Source organism: Acinetobacter sp. ANC 3832, assembly GCF_002135415.1.
Lineage (GTDB): Bacteria > Pseudomonadota > Gammaproteobacteria > Pseudomonadales > Moraxellaceae > Acinetobacter.
On sequence record NZ_NEGJ01000002.1, the window covers coordinates 139,657 to 165,062 of the forward strand.

Genomic DNA, 25,406 nt, shown 5'->3' on the forward strand with positions numbered 1-25,406 from the left:
TTCACCTAACATTTATTAATTTCATTAAGTGAAGTGATTCATTCTACTCATTTATTTATAATAAATAAATTAGAATAATTCTTAATCAAGGTTGGTAATAAATATCAGCATCATTTCCTTCGCCACCTTGCTTACCATCAGCACCGAAAGAGTAAAGATCAAAAGAACGACCTTCTGAACCTGGAATGACATATTGCACATCATTATCCCAACTATCTTTAGGATATCCACCTTTTACATAACCACCTGGTAACCAATTTTTAACCGTTGCAGGTTGATGTACCAAAGCATCTAAACCACCTTCTTGAGTCGTTGGGAAATGTCCATTATCAAGCTTATATTGATCTAATGCACCAGCAACACCTTTTAAAGCAATTTTAGTGGTGTCTACCTTTGCTTTTTCTCCACGCCCCATCACATTCGGTACGATTAGAGCTGCAAGTACGCCTAAAATAACAATCACAACCATCACTTCAATTAAAGTAAAACCTGATTGCTTAGTTTGAGATGTCTTCCGTTGCATTCAATTTCTCTCTGATAAAATTCGTTATGACATAATTATAGGTGAAATAATAAGCCTAAATCATATTGTTCATATTCACGATGGGTAACATCACCGCAATCACAATGACCAATACGATGCCTGCCATAAAAACCAACATTAAAGGTTCTAACAAGGCAAGTAAGGTTGAAATAAAGGTGGTCACTTCACGATCTTGCATATCCGAAGCACGCCCTAACATTCGATCTAACTCACCAGAGGCTTCACCACTTTTGATCATTTGTACCATCATCGGTGGGAAATAACCACAGCGTTCAAGTTGGGTTGCTAAATTACCACCTTCGGTTACTTTTTCAGCAGCAATATTCACAGCATCGCGAATTACCCAATTGCTACTGACTGCCGCACCAATTTTCAGTGCATCAACCAAGGGAACCCCTGAGCGTGTCAAAATAGACAAGGTACTGGCAAAACGTGCGGCATTTATACCACGAGATAATTTACCAAATAATGGCAACTTGAGTGTTAAACGATCAAAGGCATAATGCCCCGCAGTCGTCCGTAGAAAACGAACCAATAGAAACACACCCAAAATAGAGGCAACAATCATGAATGGCCATGCAGTGCGAATTAAATCACTGGCTTTCATTAATGCAACTGTAATCCAAGGTAAGGCTTGTTTACTTTGATCAAAGGTTTTTACAATATCGGGCACAACATAAGTCATTAATCCCATAACAATCGAAAATGACATGAGCATGAGAATAATGGGATAAACCATCGCACCTTGCACTTTCTTTTGCATCGCAAAACGATTTTCTGTGTAATCTGCCAATTGATCGAGAATTAAATCGAGATGTCCAGAGCGTTCGCCTGCAGCAATGGTTGCAATATATAAATCTGGAAATCGTCCAATTTGTTGCATCGCTTGAGCTAAAGAATGCCCTTCAAGAACTTTCGAGCGGACTGATAACAATAAATTTTGCACATGCGCTTTTTCACTTTGTTTAGCGACTGCACGCAATGCCTCTTCCAAAGGAATCGCCGCAGCAACCAAAACGGAAAGTTGGCGTGTCATTAGTGCTAATTCGTAAGCTGAAAATTTCTTTTGAAAGAATCCTGACGTTTTACTTTTATCTTTCTGCTCTACGGGATCAACAGTAACAGGAATCCATTCTTTATCTCTGAGTTGCTGTCGAATTTGGCGTGCAGAATCACCTTCTAACACCCCTTTTTGTTGCTTCCCAGAAGCATCCATGGCAGTAAATTGATATGCAGGCATTATGATGCTCTAGTTTTCCAAAATTTTTAGTCTTTGCTGTTGCGTCTGACCCTTCAAATCATTCATATTCAAATCTATAAATGACCGCTACACTCTAGCATAACCTAAAACTGATCACGATATTATTTCACCCTGAGTAGCTGACAATTTAATATGCCGAATTCGACAGATTTAAGCCTTGCCATTTACCGTATACGCGTTGCGATACCTGTACATCTGTATGATTGTTTTGACTACAAACTCAGTGCTGAACAATATGCGCAAGCAGAAGTCGGTGCACGCGTTGCTGTCTCATTTGGACGCCAACATGTCACTGGAATTATTGTTGAAAAATTAGCACTGGGTGAACCAATTGATCCACGTTTTCAACTGAAATTTATTACTGAATTATTAGATGATGAAGCTATCATCAATCCTCAAGTTTTAGCCTTACTTAAATGGTCTGCACAGTATTACCAATTTCCGATTGGGGAAGTGATGCAAGCAGCTTTACCTACATTATTACGTCAGGGTAAACCCTATAATTTATTGGCGAGAATGTGGAAAGTTTTAGATTTACATGCTGAAGAAAAAGTAAAACGTTCTGTTAAGCAACAAGATGCCTATAAAATTTTAAAGCTACATCCTCAAGGAACTTTAGAAAACATTTTAAATTTGAGTGGTATTGAAACAGCCACACTCAAAGCATTAGAAAAAAAAGAAATTATCCGACGTGATTTAGAAGAACAAAACTTTAAGGCAGAACCTGTTCAGTTGGCACAAATGCCATTAACACCGAATGAAGATCAAAAGAAAGCCATTCAAACCATTTTAAAAGCACAAAAAAAATATCAGGCTTTTTTGTTAGATGGCTTAACAGGTAGCGGTAAAACAGAAGTGTATTTGCAAGTCATGCATGAAGTTTTAAAACAAGGCAAACAGGTTTTAGTTTTAGTACCTGAAATTGGTTTAACCCCCCAGACCATTAGTCGTTTTCAATCACGCTTTCATTGTCATATTGCTTTATTACACTCAGGCTTAAATGACACAAAACGTTTTCAAGCTTGGCAACATGCGCAAACGGGCAAAGCCTCTATTATTCTGGGAACACGTTCAGCCATTTATACCCCTCTGCCAAATTTAGGCTTGATTGTATTAGATGAAGAACATGATCTATCTTTTAAACAGCAAGAAGGTTTCCGTTACCATGCCCGTGATGTGGCACTGTATCGGGCACATTTAGAAAGTTGCCCGATTATTTTAGGCTCTGCCACACCAAGTATTGAAAGCTATCATTTAGTTCAGCAAAACAAAATGACGAAGTTAGAGCTGAACCAACGTGCGGGCATAGCCCTCATGCCTAAAATGCATGTGATTGATCTAAAAATTGCCAAGAAAAAGCATGGACTCAGTGAACAACTGATTGATGAAATTGCAAAACGTTTAGAAAAAAAGGAACAGGTTTTAATTTTTCTCAATCGTCGTGGCTATGCCCCTGTTTTAATTTGTGAAAGTTGTGCGTGGCAAGCCAACTGTCCACACTGTGATGCTCATTTCACATTACATATGAAGCCCTATTCACATTTACATTGCCATCATTGTGGGACAATTAATCGCTTACCTGATGCATGTCCGCAATGTAATCAACAAACACTGAAACCGATTGGTATGGGAACGGCTAAAGTTGAAGAAAGCCTGAATGAGCTTTTCCCCAACTTTCCTATATTGCGAGTCGATCGTGATTCCACCAGTCGTGTTGGCAGTTGGCAAAGAATTTACGATCAAATTCAAAAAAGTGAACCAACTATTTTACTTGGCACACAAATGCTGGCAAAAGGACACCATTTTCCCTACGTCACATTGGTTGCCATTTTAGATGTTGATGCAGGCTTACTCAGTGTCGACTTTCGAGCCGCTGAGCGCACAGCGCAATTAATTGTCCAAGTTTCAGGCCGTTCTGGTCGTGGTGAGAAAAAAGGGGATGTTTATCTACAAACCCTTCGCCCGGATCATCCCTTATTAAGTATTTTACTGGATAACGATTATCGCGCCTTTGCAAAACAAACCTTAAGTGATCGTAAATTGGCGTTATTACCGCCTTGTCGTTATGCCATTTTAATTCGTTGTGAATCTAAAAGTCAGGAAGAAAATCAAAAGTTTTTGAATGAAATGTCGCAGCTTCTACGCCAACAATCTGAAGAAAACCTCATTGATATTTGGGGCCCTATTCCTGCCCCGATGGAACGTAAAGCAGGACGTTACCAAGCACATGTTGTTCTACTATCTTTAGACCGTGCCAAAATGCATTTTTATATTCGCCAGTGGTGGCTACAACTTTTACATGCAAAACCGTCTCAGATGAAAGTCACCATTGATGTTGATCCACAAGAATTAAATTAAATCCCTCAAACAGCTTAGCAAGGTATCTCTCCTTTTTCTAAAGAGGAGAGTTTTTTAAACATATTCATCTTCAAAATTATCCTCCTCTTTAAAAAGATAAAATCAAAGTTAACTTAATATAAATAATACTGAGCATTTCAGGTTTTTCACGTTACAATTTCTGAAAATCACAAATAACGCTTAGGACAAGTGAATGTCACTATTACTGGAAATCACCATTTTTTTAGGTGCAGTGTTGCTAATTGTGCCACTGGGTAAAAAATTGGGAATTGCTACAGTTTTAGGCTATCTATTTACAGGTATTCTACTCGGTCCAAATGTTTTAAATATTGTAAGAGATACCCATGCAATTGCCGAATTGGCTGAGTTTGGTGTGATTCTACTGATGTTTTTAATTGGATTAGAATTACGTCCACAACGTCTGTGGGAAATGCGTCAATCTATCTTTGTGATGGGAACTTTACAAGTCGTAGTTACTGGTATTGTTTTAATGGGAACAGTGTTTTTATTGTTCCAACAATCTCTCTCTGCTAGCTTCGTGATTGGTTTTGCCTTAGCACTTTCCTCCACTGCTTTCGTTTTACAACTACTTTCTGAAAAACAACAACTCAATACTACGCATGGTCAGCAATCATTTTCGATTCTACTGTTCCAAGATATTGCGGCGATTCCGTTATTGGCAATCATTCCGGTCTTAGCAGGTGGTAGCTCTACACATCATGGCATTGCATATTTTGCAGCAATCATTGCCACATTTACGGGTTTATTTCTGCTCAGTCGCTATGTGATGCGACCTTTTTTCCGCTTTGTCGCAACCAGTGGCGCATCTGAACTGGTTACTGCTGTTGGATTATTTATTGTCATTGGTGTGGTTTTACTCATGGATACTCTGAGCATTAGCACCACACTGGGCGCATTTTTAACAGGGGTACTACTCGCAGATTCTGAATTTCGCCACGAACTTGAAGCCAGTATTGCCCCCTTTAAAGGCTTGTTACTCGGTCTATTTTTCATGACTGTAGGCATGACCACTCAACTGTCTTTGATTGTGGATATGCCCTTATTGATTATTGGTGGCGCGGTTCTTTTAATTTTGATCAAAATGCTCACCATGACTGCTATTGCCCGCTATAAAAAATATAGTTGGAGCAATAGTTTAATGATTGCAACATGTCTAGCTCAGGGGGGGGAGTTTGCCTTTGTGGTCTTAAATGTTGCAAAAAGTGAAAAAGTGCTGACTGAGGCGATTACCGAACCTGTTACTTTAATTGTCACCATCTCCATGGTACTCACACCTATGGTCTTTTGGCTTGCATCGACATGGATTCTGCCTTTATTTAATAAAAATTCAGAACCTGAATATGATGAAATTCCAAATGAACATCCACCACTCATCATTGCAGGTTTTGGTCGTGTTGGACAAATTGTGGCGCGTTTAGCGCATATGCAACACTTCCCTTTCACTGCCATTGATAACAACCTACAACGCATCGACTTTGTTCGACGCTATGGCGGTAAACTTTATTATGGCGATGTCACACTGCCAGATTTATTGCGTGCCGCAGGTATTGAACAAGCCAAAGTTTTTGTACTCGCGATTGACGATGTCGAAGCATCGATGAATGTCGCACGACATATTCGCCTCAATTATCCAAAACTGAGTTTATTGGTTCGTGCGCGTGATCGTTATCATATGCATCTATTACGAGATTTAGGCGTCCAACACATTTGGCGTGAAACTTATTTAACGTCATTGGGTATGGCTTATCGTACCCTGTGTGAACTTGGTATTGAGAAGAGTAAGGCTTACGATAGTATTGAAATATTTAGAAATTACGATGAAGAATTATTGTCTCGCCAACAACGGGTTTATACAGATGAACAAAAGGTTTTCGAAACCTATCGAAACTTTTTAGCAGAACTCGAACATCTGTTTGAAAGCGATGCCAAACTTTCAGATGAAGATACGGATACAGATCAGTATCAAGATGTTCAAAATCTTGATGAATCAGGTCTTGAACGCCCCACAATTTTTAACACTCAAAATGATCGAATTAATGTGACACGAGATGAACAAAATCAATGAGTGCTTTATAATACAAAGCAACTTGTGATTTGCAATATTGCCACCATCTAAGCAGGGATTTGGAGAATTTTATGTCTGATTTACGTCAACGATTTTATATTGAAGATAGCCCTGTTCGTGGAGAAGTTGTTCATCTAGAAGAGGCTTTACAAACCATTCTTGCACAACGTGATTATGCCCCTGCTGTACAAATTTTATTGGGTGAAATGCTCAGCGCAACCGCTTTATTGGCCAGTACTTTAAAAATTAAAGGACGCATCAGCTTACAAATTCAAGCTGAAGGATCATTAAAATGGGCGATGGCTGAATGTAACCATTTAGGTCAAGTTCGTGCATTGGCAGATTATGAAGAAGATTCACGTTTTAGCCATGCTGAAAATAGCAGTACGGTATTGTCATCTTTAATCAAACCCGTATTATTTATTAACATTGAACCTGAACATGGTGAGCGTTACCAAGGTATTGTTCCTTTAGACAAACCGAATCTTGCTGGTTGTTTAATGCAATATTATGATTTATCTGCACAAATTCCAACACGTATTGTTCTTGCAAGTACAGCAAAAAGCTCAGGTGGCTTACTGGTTCAATTATTACCACGTAATAATGAAGAAGAACAACAATTGGTCGATGAAGACATTTGGCCACGTTTAACTGTATTAACAGAAACATTAAAAGCCGATGAATTGACCCAATTGGATGCTCAAGAAATCCTTTATCGTCTCTATAACGAAGAAGAAGTTCGCTTACCTGAAGTTGAGCAACTTCACTTTGGTTGCACTTGTTCTAGAGAACGTTGTACCAATGCTTTACAGCAAATTGGTATTGATGCCGTTCGTGAAACCTTAGAAGTGCAAAATCCAATTGAAATGGATTGTCAGTTCTGCAACAGCAAATACACCTTTACTGCTGAAGAAGCTTTAAGTTTATTTGGGGAACATTTAAGTTAATCTAAACAATGGCTTATTTTAATTTATAAGCAAATAAAAGATTGATTTTTATCCTAAAAAGAGTGAACCTAGATTCACTCTTTTTTTCAATTCGTATAATGACAATTAGGAAATAACAATGAAAAGGATTTTGGCGACTCTTATACTTTCTACGATGATGACATCTAGTTTTGCCGCTGACTTCGCTGGAAAATGGAAAACTGTTGATGATAAAACTGGATTTTCACGTGGGGATGTTCTGGTAACTAAAAATAATGATGGAACCTACTCAGGAAAAATTATTGCAATTCGCCCATTACCAGATAAACCATTGGTAGAGACATGTGAAAAATGCAAAGGCGCACTTAAGAATAAACCCTATGTCGGTTTAGAAATTGTCAGTGGTTTTAAACAAAATCCAAAATCAGAAAATGAATATACAGATGGTCGTGTACTTGACCCTCTCTCAGGCAATGTTTACAACGGTAAAGTAAAAATCAATGCGAAAGGTACTCGTTTAACGATGCGTGGTTATATTGGGATTTCTGCCCTTGGTCGATCTGCAACGTGGATTCGTTACGATTAATCATTCTTCCAATATGATAAAATATAAAAAAGCGCTTCGGCGCTTTTTTATTTTCAATTCTAATAATGAGACTGAATGCTCAACAATCTCACTATAGATACTCTTAACTCTCGATCACATCTGAATTAAATAAAAATTGAAACAATATCAACACCAATAAAAACTATGAAATTTTCTAAAAATAGCTTAATAATGAAACAAATGAAGATCATTTGTGACCTTAAATTATGGCAAAAAATTATTATGAAGAGCTCGGCGTTGCTCGTGAAGCAACACCCGAAGAAATTAAAAAATCCTACCGTAAATTAGCACGCAAATATCATCCTGATATCAGTAAAGAAGCTGATGCTGAAACTAAAATGCAAGCCATTAATGTTGCCTATGACACATTAAGCAATCCTGAAAAAAAGAAAGAATACGACTTTGAACTTGATCATCCTCAAGGCTTTTCAGGATTTAACCAACAAGCAGGTCAAGGTGGCTTTGACGGTGCTCAATTTTACCGCCAAGGCGATGCTCAAGGTGGTTCAGACTTTAGTGGCTTTGAAGATTTATTTGGACGTTTTGGTGGTGGATTCGGTGGTGGTCAGTCTCAAGATTTTGGGCAACGTAATTCAAGACAGCAACGAAGTTATAAAGGGGAAGATCAACATGCAAGCATAGAAGTTGATGTCGATATTGCTTATGAAGGTTCAACTCAAAATATTACGCTACAAATTCCAACTTATAATGCTTATGGCGAACCTGAAGTTCAACGTAAAACTTTGCAGGTCAAAATCCCGAAAGGTATGAAAGAAGGTCAGCAAATCCGACTTTCTAAACAAGGGCAAGCAGGCATCAATGGGGGTGAAAATGGCGATCTTTATATTGAGATTCACTATAAAGATACCGACACCATTCGCGTTGAAGGTGCTGACGTTTATTACACCGTCAATATTGCCCCATGGGAATCTGCTTTGGGTCAAAGCATCGAAGTCACCACACCTGCGGGTAAAGTTAAAGTCAATATTCCTAAAAATGCCAAAAATGGACAGCAATTACGTCTCAAAGATAAAGGCATTCCAAGTAAAACCCCAGGTCATCTTTACCTCGTACTTAATATTGTATTCCCTGCTGCTCAAACTGAAGCAGAACAACAAGCTTATCAAAATCTTGCAGATACTTTTGCCGAATTCGACCCTCGCGCATCTTAAAGGAGCATACTCATGACCACCATACATTATCGTGAAATTGTTTATGATGGATTCCATGATGTTGAAATTGTGGATGAAAGTCGTAGTTTCGACCTCAATCATTTTTCCGAAGCTTGTGGACAACCTCCTGAATGGGTTCTACAACTTTTAGAATACGAAATCTTACCTGCTCGCCCCGAAGAACGAATTCACCAATTTTTTGGAGAAGATATTTCACGAGCTCGTCGTGCATATCGCTTACAACGTGATTTCGAAGCCAGCCTTTCTGCTGTTGCCATGATGATGGATTTAATTGACGAAGTTCAACAACTCCGCAAACAAGTACGACACAGTCACTTTGAATAAATATTATTCGCAACTTTTTGTTAAATCACATGACAGGGGCTTCAATTACCTGTCATGATGATCGTTTTCTATTCAACTTTAACATTGTAAAAGGTGTCAAAAATTTATGAATATTAAGGTAATGAACAAAAAGATTAAGAATATGTTTCCAGAATACTGCGAATTAATGACGCTCTTGAAACAAGAAAACCCGCATTTTTCTAAAATGCTTGAAGAACATGATGCATTAGACCGTGAAATTACCCAACTCGAACTTAATCCAGTGAATCTGATTAATGATGATATTGAAAAATTAAAACGGAAAAAACTCAAATACAAAGATGAGCTTTATCAGATTCTTAAACGAACCGAACAAGAAAATTTAAAATAAGCCAAATGATTATTTGAATTTAGTCATTTTCTCGACTTCTTTCATGGTTTGTTTAATCGGTTCATAGTCCAAGAACCAAAATAAATTGACGTGTTGATCTTTATGTTGCTGTGCCAACATATCGATCACACTTCGTTCACCACGCCCGACTAAATGACGACGATAAAAATAAATCATCAATAATAAAGTACATACCAACATCACAATGAGCATAATCCAAAAGCCCACTGGATTTTTTAAGCCTGGAATAAACTCAAAATTCATCCCATAAACACCAGTCAGTAATGTTAGTGGCGCAAAAACAGCGGTTAATATCGCCAAGATGCGCATATTTTCATTGGTTTGGTTTGCCACTGCAGAAAAATGTAAATCAATTGCAGATTGAATTGCACTAGCTAAACGGGTGGTGTATTTCTGAATCCGCTCCACATGACTAACCAAATCATCTACTCGAACCAATGTGATATCTTGCTTCTCTGTGCGTTTCTTACCTTTTAGATGTGCATAATTTTCAACAATTTCATCTCGAAACTCTTGTAAGGCATCAATTTGTTCTTCACATAGATTTTCAATTTGCTGAAATGCCATATTTTCTTGAAAAAGTTGATGCCATTTTTCAAAACGTCGATTGCCTTGCAATAACTCTTGTTGCCAAAATTCTACACGGCGACTGAGTGGATTTCTTAAATCAAGATAGCCATCAATCATGGTATTTAAGAGTCTTAATGCTAAATCTATAGGTGTAGTCGGTAACTTTCTTGGTTTATTTTGCTCGTCGATACCTTTATTCATAATATTCGTTATACGAGATAGATAATTTTCAATCGCATGATTGCCTTGTTCTCTCACCGTAATCAATACTTGAGAGGTAAAAATAAAACTCACTGGGGAGGTTGCTAAGCCAAAGACACTCTCATGTTTTTCAACAGCATTTTCACCGCTATAAATTTTGTCATCTGGTGTAATTAATTTACGAAAAATAAGCAAATCATATTCATCCATGGTATCAAAAGCACAAGGATGTTCCAGATTTAAAATATCTTTAATATGGTATTCATTCAGAAATAATTGGCTTTGTTTTAATATATCTTGTTGCCATTGTTCAGAGTGATTTACAACATCTTCACGAGTGCAGTCAATCCACATAAATTGTTGTTCTTGGTCATGTGTAGGCTCCTTTTGAACACAGATATATTGTTCATCAGGATGTTGAAAAAAATAAAATGTTTGCATAGTGATTATTATGGTCTTGGCTCATGCTTTGCATAATGCCATAAAAAAAGCCCTGAGCAAGCCAAAGTCATTACTTTGGCAAAGCTCAAGGCTAATTTTTTAACCAGAAGAATGATTAAGCTTGTGGAGCTGCTTGATCAATATCTTTCATGGTTAATTTAATACGACCACGGTTATCAACATCAGCAACTTGTACTCTTAATTCCTGACCTTCAGTCAAAACGTCTGCAACATTTGCAATACGTTCGTTTGAAATTTGAGAAATATGAAGTAAACCATCAGTACCTGGCATAATGTTTACAAATGCACCAAATTCAACGATACGGATAACTTTACCCATATAAATTGTACCTGGTTCAATTTCAGCAGTTAGTGCTTGAATTTTAGCAACCGCAGCAGCTGCAGCAGCTTTAGTTTCACCAAATACACGTACTGTACCGTTATCTTCGATATCGATTGCAGCTTTAGTTTCTTCAGTGATCGCACGAATAGTCGCACCACCTTTACCAATCACATCACGGATCTTATCAGGGTTGATATTGATCACTTGGAATGTAGGTGCATGCATAGAAATTTCAGGGCGAGCACGTGAAATCACTTGATTCATTTCATTTAGGATGTGCATACGACCCGCATACGCTTGATTTAATGCAGCTTCCATGATTTCTTCATTGATACCTTCAATCTTGATATCCATTTGAAGTGCAGTAATACCGTTTGCAGAACCCGCTACTTTAAAGTCCATATCACCTAAGTGATCTTCATCACCTAAGATGTCAGAAAGAACTGCGAAACGTTCGCCTTCTTTCACTAGACCCATTGCGATACCTGCAACTGGTGCTTTCAATGGAACACCTGCATCCATCAGTGATAATGAAGCACCACATACAGAAGCCATTGAAGATGAACCATTTGATTCAGTAATATCAGATACGATACGAATCACGTACGGGAAGCGATCAGCAGGCGGAAGAACCGCTTGAACACCACGACGTGCCAAACGACCATGACCAATTTCACGACGTTTAGGACCAGATTCACGACCAGTTTCACCTACAGAGTATGCAGGGAAGTTGTAATGCAACATGAAGTTATCTGTTTTCGTACCAGATAATGTATCAACCATCAATGCATCACGTGTATTACCCAAAGTCGTTGTTACCAACGCTTGAGTTTCACCACGTGTGAATAATGCTGAACCGTGTGCACGACCCAATACACCCACTTGTACGTCAATAGCACGAACAGTTTTCGTATCACGACCATCAATACGTGGTTTACCTGACAAAATATTGTCACGTACAGTGCGGTATTTAAGATCTTCAAATAATTCGTTTACGTCATCAGCAATGCCAGTTTCGTCATTTTCAGGAACGAATTGAGCAATTGCTTCAGCTTGAAGTGCATCTAATGCAGCATAACGGTCATGCTTAACAGCAATCGTATACGCTTCAGAGATTTTAGCTTCGAATGCAGTTTTTAATTGAGCTAAAAGTGCTTCATTCTTGGTTGGCGCAACCCAAGTTGATTCAACTGCACCAGCAGCTGCAGCAAATTCTTTGATCGCTTGAATTGCAATTTGCATTTCGTCATGACCAAAAAGTACAGCACCTAACATTTGGTCTTCTGAAAGCTCTTTCGCTTCAGATTCAACCATAAGTACCGCACCCGCTGTACCCGCAACAACAAGATCAAGATCACTTTCTTTCAATTGTTCGTGGTTCGGATTCAGAATGTATTCACCGTTGATTAAACCAACGCGAGCACCAGCAATAGGACCACGGAATGGAACACCTGCAATTGACATGGCAGCTGAAGTACCAAGCATTGCAGCAATATCAGCATCCATAGTTTTGTCAGAAGAAACAACTGTTGCTGTTACTTGGATTTCGTTATAGAAACCTTCTGGGAACAATGGACGAATTGGACGGTCAATCAAACGTGAAATTAAAGTTTCAGATTCAGATTGACGACCTTCACGCTTACCATAACCACCAGGAATACGACCTGCAGCATATTGCTTTTCTTGGTAATTTACAGTCAATGGGAAAAAGTCTTGACCTGCTTTTGCTTTTGGTTGAGCAACAATCGCAACAAGAACAGTTACGCCGCCCATTGTAATCACAACAGTATTTGCCTGACGTGCAACACGACCAGTTTCTAAAATAACGTTGTGTTGACCATATTGAAATTCTTTACGAATAATATTAAACATCGACATATATTTTTCTTTCCTAATTTTATTCTAGTGGAGACCCCTAAGGTTTGGCATTCACATCTAACAAAACAATGATGGTAAATGACAAAGCTTAGAAGCCGACCTCACCAGATATAATAAACACTTATTAATACACTATTTTTAAACACAAAGAAGGAGCGAAACATCGCCCCTTCTCTTTTACCTTACAAAAGCAAGGCAGACTTTAGTTTTCATCAGTACAGCATTTGACATGCAATCATCCGAAAATAAAAGTTTAAATCGAATTAACGACGTAAACCTAAAGCAACAATCACATCTGTATAACGAGTCGCATCTTTACCTTTAAGGTAATCAAGAAGTTTACGACGTTGGTTAACCATACGAATCAAACCGCGACGGCTATGATGATCGTGTTTATGTGCTTTAAAGTGACTTTGCAAATCATTGATTTGCGCAGTTAATAAAGCGACTTGAACTTCTGGTGAACCAGTGTCGTTTTCAGCGCGAGCGTATTTAGCGATGATCTCTGCGCGATCTGCGTTTGTTAAAGCCATTCGATTTCTCCGAGATGCTTAAGTTAAATATTTGATACAAATCAAATAAGTTCTTCAAAACTCATTTGACTGCCGTGCATCACTACAGCAGTGGGCTATTTTAAAGGAAGTACCCATATAATGCAAAGTTATCCGCAAATCTTCTTGCATAATTGTTACTCAGATCAGGGCAATTCAGACACTGACATTGAATCAATGCATAGGCACACTGGTTCAGAATAAAAACAAAGAATTTCCAGAGGATCATGTGAAACTATTTTCAACCAATACCTGTTATGTACCAAAAGATTTAAATACGATTACGCAAACCAAAGATGAACTTCCTGCTGAACTTGGAGGAATGACGGATCAACAGATTAAAAATATTTGGACAAGCGTTGAAAACTTGTATCAAACGGGTAATTCTCCACTGATTAGCTTTTGCTTAAAGCGTCAGGGAAAAATTTTACTCAATCGAAGTATTGGCTATGCACGTGGCAATTCAGCAGATGGTTTAGACAACAATCCTATGATTGCCACGCCAGATACACCAGTTTGTTTATTTTCAGCATCCAAAATCGTTACCGCGATGCTCATTCATATGTTAGATGAAATGGGTGAGATTAATTTACTCGACCCCATTAGTTATTACATTCCTGAATATGCTCAAAATGGCAAACGTCGTGCTACGATCTTCCATTTATTATCACACCGTGGGGGAATTCCACGCGTTGAAATGGAAGTAACCCCTGAATTACTGTTTGATCGTGAACGTATTTTGCAGCATCTTTATGCAGCGAAACCGGTGTCTAAAGCAGGCTCTCATCTTGCTTATCATGCAGTAACTGCAGGTTATATTTTAGGTGAACTGATTGAACGCGTGACAGGACAAGATATTCGCCAGTTTTTGCATGAATACATCGAAAAACCGATGAATATGCCTTATTTCAATTATGGTTTAAAACCTGAATTTCGAGATGATGTTGCTTTAAATTACCCAACAGGTATGCACCCTAGATTGGGTACAGACCACTATTTAAATCATGTATTGGGTGGTGGCTTGCAACTGGCTGTTGATGTCACCAATGATCATCGTTTTATGGATACCGTTTGCCCCGCTGGAAATATTTATACCAGTGCTGAACAAGCCAATCGCTTCTTTGAAATGTTGCTCAACGGAGGGGAATATAATGGCAAAAGAATTATGAGCCCACAAACAGTGTTTCGCTCTACTTTACCTACGTCTAATACCAGTATAGACCGCACCCTGCTTGCACCGATGCGTTATGCACTTGGTCCAATGCTGGGCAGTAATCCTATTGGTATTTTTGGCCCAATGACTGGACAAGCTTTTGGTCATCTTGGATTTTCGAATATTCTCTGTTGGGCTGACCCTGAGCGTGATATTAGTATTTCATTTTTAAACACAGGTAAATCTGTAGTGGGTACGCATATTCCAGCGCTTGCCAATGTGTTATATCAGATTTCAAAAAATTGCCCTAAAATCCCTAAAGAGCAACGTCGCTCATTATTTGGCACAGATTCGACTGAAACAGATTTAGTTTAAGTTTGAATAAATGTATTGCATAAAAACTTTTAATTTTTCTGTTTTTAATTCCGCTTTAACGAAGAAGTTAAAGGCCCTTGTGTGGCTATAAATGCAAGATATTTAAGAATATGAGCTTTATAGCCAAATAGTGAAAAAGCCCTAGAATCTCTTCTAGGGCTTTTCCGGCGCTGTAGTTTCTTATGTTTTCATTATTATTGTTTAATTTATTGTATTTATTATATTGAGTGAATGTTTCACTTTTATTATTAATACGTTCCTTGTTCTTACTTCAACATTTCCTTATAAAACCTATTCTGCCACAAATAAAATGCTACAAAAGTCGCATTTTTCGTATGTTTGTGTAAGCAAAAGCGCACAAAATGTATCTTATGTTAAAAAAAACTCATAGCTTAAGTAAATAATTCTTTTTATTTCAACTACTAATGGATAAATAAAAAATCTCATTTTATTCTTTTTCTGCATAAAATTTTTTATGTCTTCATAGCGTTATGAAATACAGAGGCTATTTATGTTTATGTCAATTATATATTCACTGATTAATTCAACATTAGATATTAAAAGAGCGGATATAAAAAAGCCCTGTAGTCTCTCCCAAAACTACAAGGCTTAGCGGCTGTAAGTTTCCTCTTTATACTTACTTCTTGTAAGTTCGCAGTCTCTCGACTTTAAATCATTATTATTGTGCGATTTTACTCAGCATTCCATGTTGAGTTCTTTATGACAGTCATCATCGCAAAAAGTTAGACAAAGCTCTATGCGCTAATCTCTCGAATATCTGTAAGCCATTTCGTACAGCGTTACATTTATGTACTTGGATTTAACAGTGTTTTTTTTGTGTTAATTTTTCTAAGCAATCCGCTTTGCCTTGTCGTTGCAATGCTTAAAGACTGAATAAAAGCTTCTGAATCAACCAAAAGACTAACAACCGATTTTGCTCGTGTTATCGCTGTGTAAATTAATTCTTGGCTGAGGAGCTTAGTTGCAGCAGAATCTAAAACCACTGCCGTATGAGTAAATTCTGAACCTTGTGATTTGTGAATGGTCAATGCAAATGCTGTTTGAATCGATTTAGGTAAGCGTGTCGCAGGAATCCATTTGTCTAAACTTGGAAAATAGACTTCAAACTGATTGGATTGTTGACGATGCTTAAAGCAAATTCCAATATCGCCATTGGAGGTTCCGAGTTGATAGTCGTTATAACTCATCATCACTGGACGACCGACATACCAATCACCTTGCTTTTGTAAGCTCGTAAGATATTCAAATAAAGCCTTTTCCATCGCTCTATTTAATGCTTCCAGTCCCAATACGCCATGATGAATGGCTGTTAAGATTCGATAATGGTCAAAAGCCTGGATCACCATTGCAACTTTAGTTTTTGGATCATCCTGATTCAAATAATGTTGGATACTATTAAAGTAGTCTTGATATCCCCAACTCAATTTTTGGTAATAACCCGTGATATCTGCTTGAGCAATCACTTCTGGTAAATATTCCAGTTGAATCACATCTGGCATATTTGGATATAATGCAATTGGCTTGAATTCAGCAGCAGAGACAATTTCCTGTTCAAAATTTGCCAATAATTGTGTTGAATGAGTGCCTGAATGATTTTGTGTTGAAAGGCTCTTTTGTGTTTGAATAAACTGTGCCATTTTCCCAATCAATGCACCCTCTTTAAAACGGCGACTGGTCACTAAATTAACGCGATTTTCTGCCAGTGATTCAGCCTGCTGTAAATCTGCCAATACAGAACCCACATCGACTGAAGCCAACTGATTGGCATCACCCAATAAAATCAAACGACAATGATCAGGCACTGCTTCTAATAATAAAGTCGCAAGATTGAGATCTAACATGGATGCTTCATCGATAACGATGACATCATAAGGCAAAGGCTGTTTTAAGTTAAAACGTGCTTTATATTGTGTACCTAAACCCAATAAACGGTGGATAGTGAGCGTATCCTGTTGTTTCAACGTATCGCTAATTAAGCCCAATTCATTAAGTTTTTCATCATTCAGTGAATTCTGTAATGCTTCTTTCATCCGTTGAGCGGCTTTACCCGTCGGTGCTGCCATCGCAATGCGAATATCAGGAATGGCTTGACTCAAAACCGCAATAATACGTGCAAGCGTATAAGTTTTCCCTGTTCCTGGCCCACCTGTAATCATATTAAATGCATTTTGAGCAACCATCGCTAAAGCAGCTTTTTGATGTTCATCTTGTAATAAATGTTCAAACGCTTGGATATCAACAGCCTGAATCTGTTGTTGTTTTAAACGCATAATTTGCGTTGCTAAACGCTGCTCTAAACTCCAGTAGCGATACATATATAAATATTCATCATCAGCCACAAAAGGGGCAACTTGATAAAGTGCATCTTGCTCATCAATCACGAGCTGATATAACGATTGAATATTTTTTCCTGCACGGTGGATACAACTATCGCCACGAGTGATCGCAAGTAATATATCTTGGACTAATTCCAGTGAGTCCTCATTTAACCTTTCATGTAAATCTGAGCCTGTGGATGACTGCTGTAAAATGTATTTACTCCAAGTCGCAATCCATTGCGGCACTTGGCTTTCTAAATCCTGTCTATTTTCCACACAGTTATCCTCAGAGTTATCTACAAGGTTTTCAACACAGTTATCCACATGGTAACTTTCTGTTTATACAGCTATTCAAATAATCATTCATGCAATTTAAGCCGTTTTATCCACGCTTAAATCTTCAATAAAATAGCCCAAGATTGCATCAAGTCGTAGGATAAATTCGGCCCTTGGCTTCCAGTAATAATAGCCCTGTTCAGCTTGCCCATTCATACCCCGTAAATAAAGATAGATTGCACCACCTAAGTCTTTTTCAATTTGATAATCCAATAGTTGAACTTTTAAATAACGATGTAAAGCGACGAGATACAAGGATGCTTGTAACCAATAACTGGCATGCGACATGCTTTCTTGAATTGATGCAGTATTATAATGTTGCTGATCTGCACCTAAGAAATTACTTTTATAATCGGCAATGTGATATTGCTTACCATCAAAAAATAGTAAATCAATTGAGCCATTCAAATAACGAGCTGAATTGGCTTCTTTAAAATCAGGCATCGCAATTCCATACTCATCAAACAGTTGATGAATACGCTGAATCGCCAACACACGATCTGATAAAGCCAAATAGAATGGAAACTCTGCCAGATGTTGATCGGATGCCAATTGTTTAAGTTTAAAATCCGACTGGATCGGTGTATCCAAAATATGCTCTAACCATTCCGACATCCATTGCAGTAAAGTTTCTTCGATCTGTTGTTCACTTGGAAATGCTTTACTAAATTTCTCAATCAATTCATTCCACAGCATTGCATAGTCATTTTTAAAACGACGACGAATTTCTAAATGCCAATATTGTGAGTTTTGAAAATCAATATGTTCAAAAATTTCATGTAAGAAATTCCCTGCAACTGTGCCCATTGGAAAGCTGGCTTTAATCCATGTAATCGGTTGATTCGCCTCAGCAATAATAATCTGAGGAATAGGTTGATTGATTTCATCTTCTGCACTTTCCGTCTCCGCATTGGCAACCGCTAAAGCATCTTGAATTTGTCGACGGGTTAAGTGTTGTGCTAAATAACTAAAACTGGTTTTACCCCGTGGATAAAAGCGTTGTTGTGGAAATTGATGCGCCTGAATTGGCACAATCACCTCTGAAGGTTTGGCTTCAATCTTAATCGGTCTTTCTGTGAGTAAAGGCTCAAGCGCACTATTCGGATGTTGGAAGATATTTGCGCCATGCCCACGCCAAAATGCCAAGCCCGTTGTCGATTTTCCATCATTGTCCTGCATCATGGCATAAACACGATAACTGGCACGTGTCAGTGCCACATACCATAAACGGTGATGTTCTGCCAAAGCCCGCTCATCATGCCGATCAATATCTGCTTGTTCTAAAATATTTTTATCATTAACAGCAACAATACGTTGTATTTCAATCAGCCCTGTTTGCATATTTATTTTTTCAGACGTGGAAAAATTCAGAGTTTTATTCATTTCTTTAATGCCTTTATCCGCACCTAAAAGAAAAACAAATTTAAACTCTAAACCTTTAGATTGATGAATCGTCATCAATTGCACACCTGCTTCATTCGACAGTTTACGTTCGAGTTCCCATTCTCGTTGCATGGGTGAAGTGAGTTGTTTTAAATACCAATAATGTAAATTCTGCGCCCCTTGATAATCTTCGCTGTGCTGACTCAGCAATTCTGTAACATGACGTAGATTCACCACCACACGTTCATTGTCCCGACTTTGCTTTGCAACCAGTGTTTTCCATACATCGAATTGATTTAAAAAAAATTGCCAAGCCGTTAAAAAGCCTTGATTGAGCCACATCTCACGAATCTGATCGAACTGTTCAATATAAGCGCTTAAACCATCAGCTTGTTGTTCCAATTGCATCAATTTTTGTAGGTTAAATCCAAGTAAACGACTGAGTAAAGCACGCTTAATTTTACCTTCATCATAAGGATGCATAATCGCACTCAGTACAGCTCCCACATCCTTGGCAAGGTTACTTTCAAAGACACTTTTTTTCGATGGACGACTGACGCGAACACCTAAATATTCCAGCATTGACTGGGCTTTATCTAAGCCATCATGATTCTTGGATAAAATCGCAATATCATTTTCATCAAGAGCACGATGTCCTGATTTTTCAGCAAAATATAATGAACCCTGAATGCCTTGATTGAGTAAATCTCGAATTTTCCATGCCACTTGTTCTGCTTCAGTCGCTTTATCTTCAAGTTGCAACCAGCGTAGTGGTACAGGATTAATGTGTTGTTGGTCAATTAAATCAGGATGTGGACGACTACCTGCCTGTACGGGCGTATAGATTACCTGTTCCCCAAAATCAGTCTGTCGCTGAAATAAGGCATCAACAGCTTCGACCAAAGGCTGAACTGAACGATGATTCTGCACCAAATTATAAGCATGCCCTTCTTTGCCAAAAACGTCCTGATGGGCTTTTAAAAAGGTCAGCATATCTCCACCACGGAAACCATAAATTGCCTGTTTACGGTCACCGACCATAATCATACAACCATTTTTGACACGTTTTGGATGACGCCAAATTTGCGCCAACATATCATCCTGATCTTGATTGGTATCTTGGAATTCATCGACTAAAATTAAGGGATAACGAGCATGGACAAAGCTCGCAAATTTCTGCCCTTGTTCACCTTGCAAAGCTTCAGCCAAGGTTCGAATTTGCTGTGCAAAAGTGGTTTCACCTTTTTGCTGTAAGACTTGTGGTAAACGTTTTTTCACTTCACTGGCAAGATGAAATTGTAAATAACTGTCTAAAACATCTAAATCAACTGTGAGCTTTTGCATTCCCTCAATAAACAGCTTGAGAGAACGAATAATGGGATGATTTTCAAAACTTTGTAAAACATCTTCAGCGCATTTATTGAGTGGTTTTTTGGTGGTTAATTCTGTCAGTTGTTTCAGCGTATTTGCATATTGCGGTGCAAATAGTGCATAAGCTCCCTGCTGTTGTAATGATACTAAAAATGCAGGTAAAACCTCGGTAAAAAGCATTTGCATTTTGGCTTGGTCACGCCATTTTTTTGCAATAATTTTATGATGTTGCCCCTCTGGCAAATAATACTCAGATAGCGTTTCAAGTTGAGTTAAATCTAATCGTTGAAGTTTTTGAATTTCATCGTTGAATTGTTCTAAATCTATTTCAGGTTGTGGTACAGCCTGAAACTGTGCCGAAGCAAAATTCAAACTATTTTCCACCACAGAAATATAGTTCTCTTGAGATTTTAGTTTTTTATTCAGCAGTAGATAATCAATAATATTTTGTGGTTGCTTCTGAATCCATTCGCGTAAAACATCATGGATCAATTGATAGGTATAACTTTTTGCATCATCGGTAATTTCAGCTCGTTCAATTTTGCCACTTTCAAATGCAAATTCACGTAATAACTTCTGACTAAAACTATCTAAGGTTCCGACAAAAAGTTCATCTAATTGATCAATGACTAATTTTAGGCGTTCACAAGCATAACCAATTTGAGTCGAAAAAATCTGTAAAACTTTGGCAAACAAAGGGTCATTTTCCTGTTGTGCTCTGGCTAAAACTTGTTGTTCGGTTAACTCTCGACAACTCTCAAAATAACGATGGGTTTCCACCAAACGTGAGCGAATTCGACTTTTTAACTCTGCGGATGCTTTACGAGTAAATGTGGTTGCAATGACCTGACTTGGTAAATATTTTTCTAAAAAAATTCGTACCATCAAACTCGAAAGCGTATAAGTTTTACCTGTTCCCGCAGATGCTTCAATCCAATGTAAGCCTGAAAACTGCATATCTGCAATCGGTTGAATAGACACTTTTTGCTGCGTCATGTGTTATTCCTCCGCCACATATTGATGCTGATAAATCGGTTGATATAGGTCATAAGCAAAGGTGTCACAAGCATGTTTGAGCAAAGCCGTAGCATCCTGTTCTTGTAAAATAAATTGCCAATCTCGATGGTATTTGGTCGCTTCATTATTCTCTACAGAAAAAGAAGTCTGGAATCGAGCTGAATCAGCATTCCATTCTTTTAGAAGATCAGCAAAGTTATTCAAACTCATTTGACCAAACTCATCTTCATTCCAATCGAGTTCTTTGCCTTTTTCAGCAAGTTGTAAAAGTAAGGCTGATGGTAAAACCAAAGGTTGAGTTTGTGCATACTGATAAGCCTTAAACCAAGACAATAGAAACGCTTTGGCTTGCGCCGAACTCACACCTGTATTGATGAGTGTGACATCACTAAAAATAGCGATACGTTTTAAATGAGGTGATCGCTCATCATTTAAATTGCTAAAACTCAGCCACAGCAAATATTCCAACCAGACTTTGGCACGGCGCTTGGCTCTTGCACTAGAGGCATCTAAACTCACCCAATCTTTTTTTCCATCAAGACTTGCATATTTAGGTACCGTTAAATTGATGGTTAAATCAGGCTGAATCCGCCACTGTCGTTGTGTAATCTGGGTTACTTCAGGTGCATAACGATGTAAGCGTGCTTTTAAATTTTCTTGTTCAGCCAAGCTCATTTGCCATGCACTATGCTGAACTTTTCCGACAGGTAATTGGTCTTGTAACAGCTCAGGTTTAAAACTCTCAATATTATCTGATGACTGGCTTTGTTGTTTCTGTAAAAAATCTCGGATGGCATAACGACCTAATCCATCTAAAACTAACGGTTCATCCTGTGCAGGGATATCCTCAGGTTTTAAATTTTCTACACCCAAAGTCTTGAGGTATAACCGCGCAGGAAAAGTCATATCTTGAATCCACTGCCCTGCATCCAAAACAGTGACAGCATCCTGTTCACGTTGATATTCCACATTTGCCCATGCTTCACGTTTAGAGTGTGCATTTGTATGACGAATCTGTTGCGCAACTTGAAACCATTGATCCTGATAACGAATAATTTCAGATTTTTCAAATCCAAGTGGATCAAAGGGTTGTAATTGATGGACATGATAAAGTTGCTGAATTTGCTCAGGCACTTCAATCCCTTCAATTGAAACCAAAGTATCGACTTGGCTCAGTACGTCAGATGCAGAAGATGGCGATGAATCCATTTTTTGAGGTGATTGTGTAATAAAGGCAAGATGGTTAATGAGTTCTTGTAAAACACTTGAAGGCTCACGAACTTCACCATCACTCACATCAAAGCCATTATAAAACAGCCATAAGTTTTCTTGTGCTAATAGTAAAGCATCTAAGAATGCACCTTGATCATCTTCCAAACGAGACCGATCGCCCAATTGCGGACGTAGTAATTGCATTAAATCAAAAGGCAAATGATTATTTCGTGTTGGAAATTTGCCACCATCTAAATTCAACATTACCATCAACTTATAAGGCAAAGGGCGAATCTGACCAATTTGGCTAAAAGTAATTTGACCTGTCGGTACAGCCTGATCCAATTGGCTATCTAAAGTATTTTGAATTTCATTGAGTAAATAAGGCAAAGGCAAATTAATATTGCGAAGGATTGAATCATCTTGCTCATCATAAAAGCTTGCCAAAGTTAGCATCCGTTCTTGTTTTCTCACAATCTCACGGACTTTTTTAAGAGATTCCACACCAGCTTGCTCAAACTCAATAATGTCTTGCATTAACAATTTAAGCCAAGCTTCAACATTCAATGTTAAGCCTGTTGTAGATTTTAATTCATGTGCAATCATCCAGTTACGGCGTTGTGCAAAATCTTGATAAATTTCGATTAAAGTGCTGATTAATTCAAATTCACTGGGCAAAACCTGTGCATAACTTAAAATTTCTGCAAACATGGCATGTTCAGGAATAGCGATGCCTAATGCAAGCCGATCTAAAGCAAACTTCAGGCTAAAACGATAATCATCATCGCCCTGACTCAAACTGCGTTGTAAATGTTCTGCATCCAAACCGCGTTTAAAGCCTGCTTGAACCAATAGTTCAATCATACGTTCAGTATTATGAATATCTAAGCCATAACGTAATTGTGTCGCATTTAAGCTCAACCAATCGGCAAAATCTTCAATACTCAAACGTCCCTGAACTAGTTCAATTCGACCCAATACAGCACGCCACGCATTATTGGCATCCAACTGTGTTACACCTGCTATTTTCACAGGTAAAAATATGCCTTCATGATTCGGTGCATGTGGAAATACACTCCGAATTAAAGGTTCAATTTGTTTCAGATCAGGAACTAAAACCAGAATATCACTTGGGCGATGTGGATTTTCCAATGTGCTTTGCGCCAACCAATGGGTAAATTGATCTCTTAAAACTTCCAACTGTCTTAATGTTGAATGACAGACATGGATTTGAATTGAATCATCTTGCAGGTGAAGCGGATAAGCATGCTGTTCAGGCTCGACCAAATATAAAATATCAGATTGTAATTTCCCCAATAAATGCGGTGGAAACTCGTCCACAAAAGCATCGACCCATTGCCCTTCTTCACCTGAAGAAAGATTAGAAAGAATCGAAAAATGATCACGTGCCTGTTTACCCAAACGAGTCAACAATGGATGACGAGATTCACGGACTTCTGCATTAAAATTTAAGGTGAATTCTTGAAAAAATTTATCAATATCTTCATCGGTCGCTTTAGGGTTCTTCGCAATAAAGCGTTCTTTCACGCGTAAATCGTATTGTTTTTTCCAGTTTGGATCGACACTGTCTGCCCAATATTCTTGCGATGGGTTGTAATGTAAAATCAATACATCTAAATACTGTCCCAAGCGACGTAAAAACTGTAATTGACTCGGTGGTAAATCTAAAAGCGTAAATACAATCAGCTGCGAGGGTAATTTTTTTAAAGCCTCTTGACGTTTTTCAGCATCATCCATAATTTGCCAAAAATCAGTATCAATACTTTGCATTTCAGCAAAATCTTCATGAAAAGTATGTTGCCACAACCAACGTTGCCAACTCTCCAATTCTTGTGCTTGATTTAAACTAAACGCAGAAATTTCAGTATTGGTTTTAAAAAACTGCTGTTCAACATTCAGTTCCTGATCCCGCCCCCACATCTGTAACCAATTTGTTGAGCAGCTACAACTATCGCCACAGCTTTGAATACAATAACCACGATAAATCATATAATTGCTGAACAATTTTGAGACTTGCTCAGAAACCCAATACAACATACTTTGTTTTTTTAATCTTTTTTCTAAACCATCTTCAAGCTGAGCGACACTTTCATAAATTCGCAGAATAATCGAATATAAAGGATGCTCACTCGTTAAAGCGATTTCATCTGTGGAAATAAAACTTTTCAGTGCCTGATAAATCCGCCATTTCATAATCAAACGTGGAATATTGGCTTTACGAACCTTATCTTTATCTTCTAATACTTGTTGGTAAGCAAACCATTGAAAACCTCGAATTCGTTGATGAAACTGACTGTTGGCACTGATCCCTTGCTGTTCGGCAATTTTTTGTGTGAGCCATTCTTCAACCGCTGGTGTCGGAACAATAAAATGCTGAGTTTTTAAAACGGCAAATGGATTCTGGGAGGGTTTAGTTGTACTTTGCAACACACCTTGTACCAACACATCAATACGTTGGCTTTGAATCACATGAATTGCCATATTCCCTCAACTTTTTCATTCAATTATATATTTTGAACCAATGC

At 38.1% G+C, this 25,406-nt stretch carries 16 protein-coding genes; 8 read left to right on the forward strand and 8 right to left on the reverse strand.

Annotation, left to right across the window (positions count from 1 at the left end):
* Positions 1-85 precede the first annotated feature (85 nt).
* Together gspG and gspF are read right to left on the reverse strand one after the other, a co-directional pair.
* Complete coding sequence (gene gspG, locus B9T35_RS03140) at positions 86-523, reverse strand: type II secretion system major pseudopilin GspG (RefSeq protein WP_086189673.1); 438 nt, start codon at positions 521-523, stop codon at positions 86-88.
* Positions 524-578: 55 nt separating this feature from the next.
* Positions 579-1,784, reverse strand: coding sequence for a type II secretion system inner membrane protein GspF (gspF, locus tag B9T35_RS03145; RefSeq protein ID WP_086189674.1), 1,206 nt, complete (start codon positions 1,782-1,784; stop codon positions 579-581).
* A 153-nt stretch (positions 1,785-1,937) separates the two neighbouring features.
* Here gspF and B9T35_RS03150 point away from each other — a divergent pair, with 153 nt between their 5' ends.
* The 7 genes from B9T35_RS03150 (at position 1,938) to B9T35_RS03180 (ending at position 9,669) form a co-directional block, all read left to right on the forward strand.
* A complete protein-coding gene (locus B9T35_RS03150) occupies positions 1,938-4,163 on the forward strand; it encodes a primosomal protein N' (protein ID WP_086189675.1) in 2,226 nt (741 codons plus the stop codon).
* Positions 4,164-4,356: 193 nt separating this feature from the next.
* Complete coding sequence (locus B9T35_RS03155) at positions 4,357-6,249, forward strand: monovalent cation:proton antiporter-2 (CPA2) family protein (RefSeq protein WP_086189676.1); 1,893 nt, start codon at positions 4,357-4,359, stop codon at positions 6,247-6,249.
* A gap of 71 nt (positions 6,250-6,320) precedes the next feature.
* Positions 6,321-7,196: an Hsp33 family molecular chaperone HslO gene (gene hslO / locus B9T35_RS03160; RefSeq protein ID WP_086189677.1), complete on the forward strand. Its 876-nt coding sequence runs from the start codon at positions 6,321-6,323 to the stop codon at positions 7,194-7,196.
* A gap of 118 nt (positions 7,197-7,314) precedes the next feature.
* Positions 7,315-7,761, forward strand: coding sequence for a DUF2147 domain-containing protein (locus B9T35_RS03165; protein WP_086189678.1), 447 nt, complete (start codon positions 7,315-7,317; stop codon positions 7,759-7,761).
* Positions 7,762-7,988: 227 nt separating this feature from the next.
* Complete coding sequence (locus tag B9T35_RS03170; protein WP_086189679.1) at positions 7,989-8,954, forward strand: DnaJ C-terminal domain-containing protein; 966 nt, start codon at positions 7,989-7,991, stop codon at positions 8,952-8,954.
* Between the two features lie 12 nt (positions 8,955-8,966).
* Positions 8,967-9,299 (forward strand): chaperone modulator CbpM, encoded by a 333-nt coding sequence (locus B9T35_RS03175; protein WP_086189680.1) that lies wholly within the window; start codon positions 8,967-8,969, stop codon positions 9,297-9,299.
* A gap of 106 nt (positions 9,300-9,405) precedes the next feature.
* Positions 9,406-9,669, forward strand: a complete 264-nt coding sequence (locus tag B9T35_RS03180; RefSeq protein WP_086189681.1) for a YdcH family protein — start codon at positions 9,406-9,408, stop codon at positions 9,667-9,669.
* Between the two features lie 9 nt (positions 9,670-9,678).
* On the opposite strand, the gene B9T35_RS03185 is transcribed toward B9T35_RS03180, so the two are convergent.
* The 3 genes from B9T35_RS03185 to rpsO all read right to left on the reverse strand — a co-directional run bounded on the left by B9T35_RS03185 (position 9,679) and on the right by rpsO (position 13,656).
* On the reverse strand, positions 9,679-10,902 hold the full coding sequence (locus B9T35_RS03185; protein WP_086189682.1) for a magnesium transporter CorA family protein: 1,224 nt from the start codon (positions 10,900-10,902) through the stop codon (positions 9,679-9,681).
* Between the two features lie 115 nt (positions 10,903-11,017).
* A complete protein-coding gene (pnp, locus tag B9T35_RS03190; RefSeq protein WP_171264211.1) occupies positions 11,018-13,117 on the reverse strand; it encodes a polyribonucleotide nucleotidyltransferase in 2,100 nt (699 codons plus the stop codon).
* Between the two features lie 269 nt (positions 13,118-13,386).
* The gene (gene rpsO, locus B9T35_RS03195; protein WP_086189684.1) at positions 13,387-13,656 is read right to left on the reverse strand and encodes a 30S ribosomal protein S15; all 270 of its coding nucleotides are present in this window, start codon (positions 13,654-13,656) and stop codon (positions 13,387-13,389) included.
* Positions 13,657-13,903: 247 nt separating this feature from the next.
* Here rpsO and B9T35_RS03200 point away from each other — a divergent pair, with 247 nt between their 5' ends.
* A complete protein-coding gene (locus tag B9T35_RS03200; RefSeq protein ID WP_086189685.1) occupies positions 13,904-15,202 on the forward strand; it encodes a serine hydrolase domain-containing protein in 1,299 nt (432 codons plus the stop codon).
* 806 nt (positions 15,203-16,008) lie between these two features.
* Here the strand turns inward: B9T35_RS03200 and recD are convergent.
* The 3 genes from recD to B9T35_RS03215 all read right to left on the reverse strand — a co-directional run bounded on the left by recD (position 16,009) and on the right by B9T35_RS03215 (position 25,362).
* Positions 16,009-17,817 carry an exodeoxyribonuclease V subunit alpha gene (gene recD / locus B9T35_RS03205; protein WP_213033347.1) on the reverse strand — a complete coding sequence of 603 codons (1,809 nt, stop codon included), beginning with the start codon at positions 17,815-17,817 and terminating at the stop codon, positions 16,009-16,011.
* Positions 17,818-17,913: 96 nt separating this feature from the next.
* The gene (locus B9T35_RS03210) at positions 17,914-21,627 is read right to left on the reverse strand and encodes a UvrD-helicase domain-containing protein (protein ID WP_086189687.1); all 3,714 of its coding nucleotides are present in this window, start codon (positions 21,625-21,627) and stop codon (positions 17,914-17,916) included.
* A 3-nt stretch (positions 21,628-21,630) separates the two neighbouring features.
* Complete coding sequence (locus tag B9T35_RS03215) at positions 21,631-25,362, reverse strand: exodeoxyribonuclease V subunit gamma (protein WP_086189688.1); 3,732 nt, start codon at positions 25,360-25,362, stop codon at positions 21,631-21,633.
* Positions 25,363-25,406: the final 44 nt, after the last annotated feature.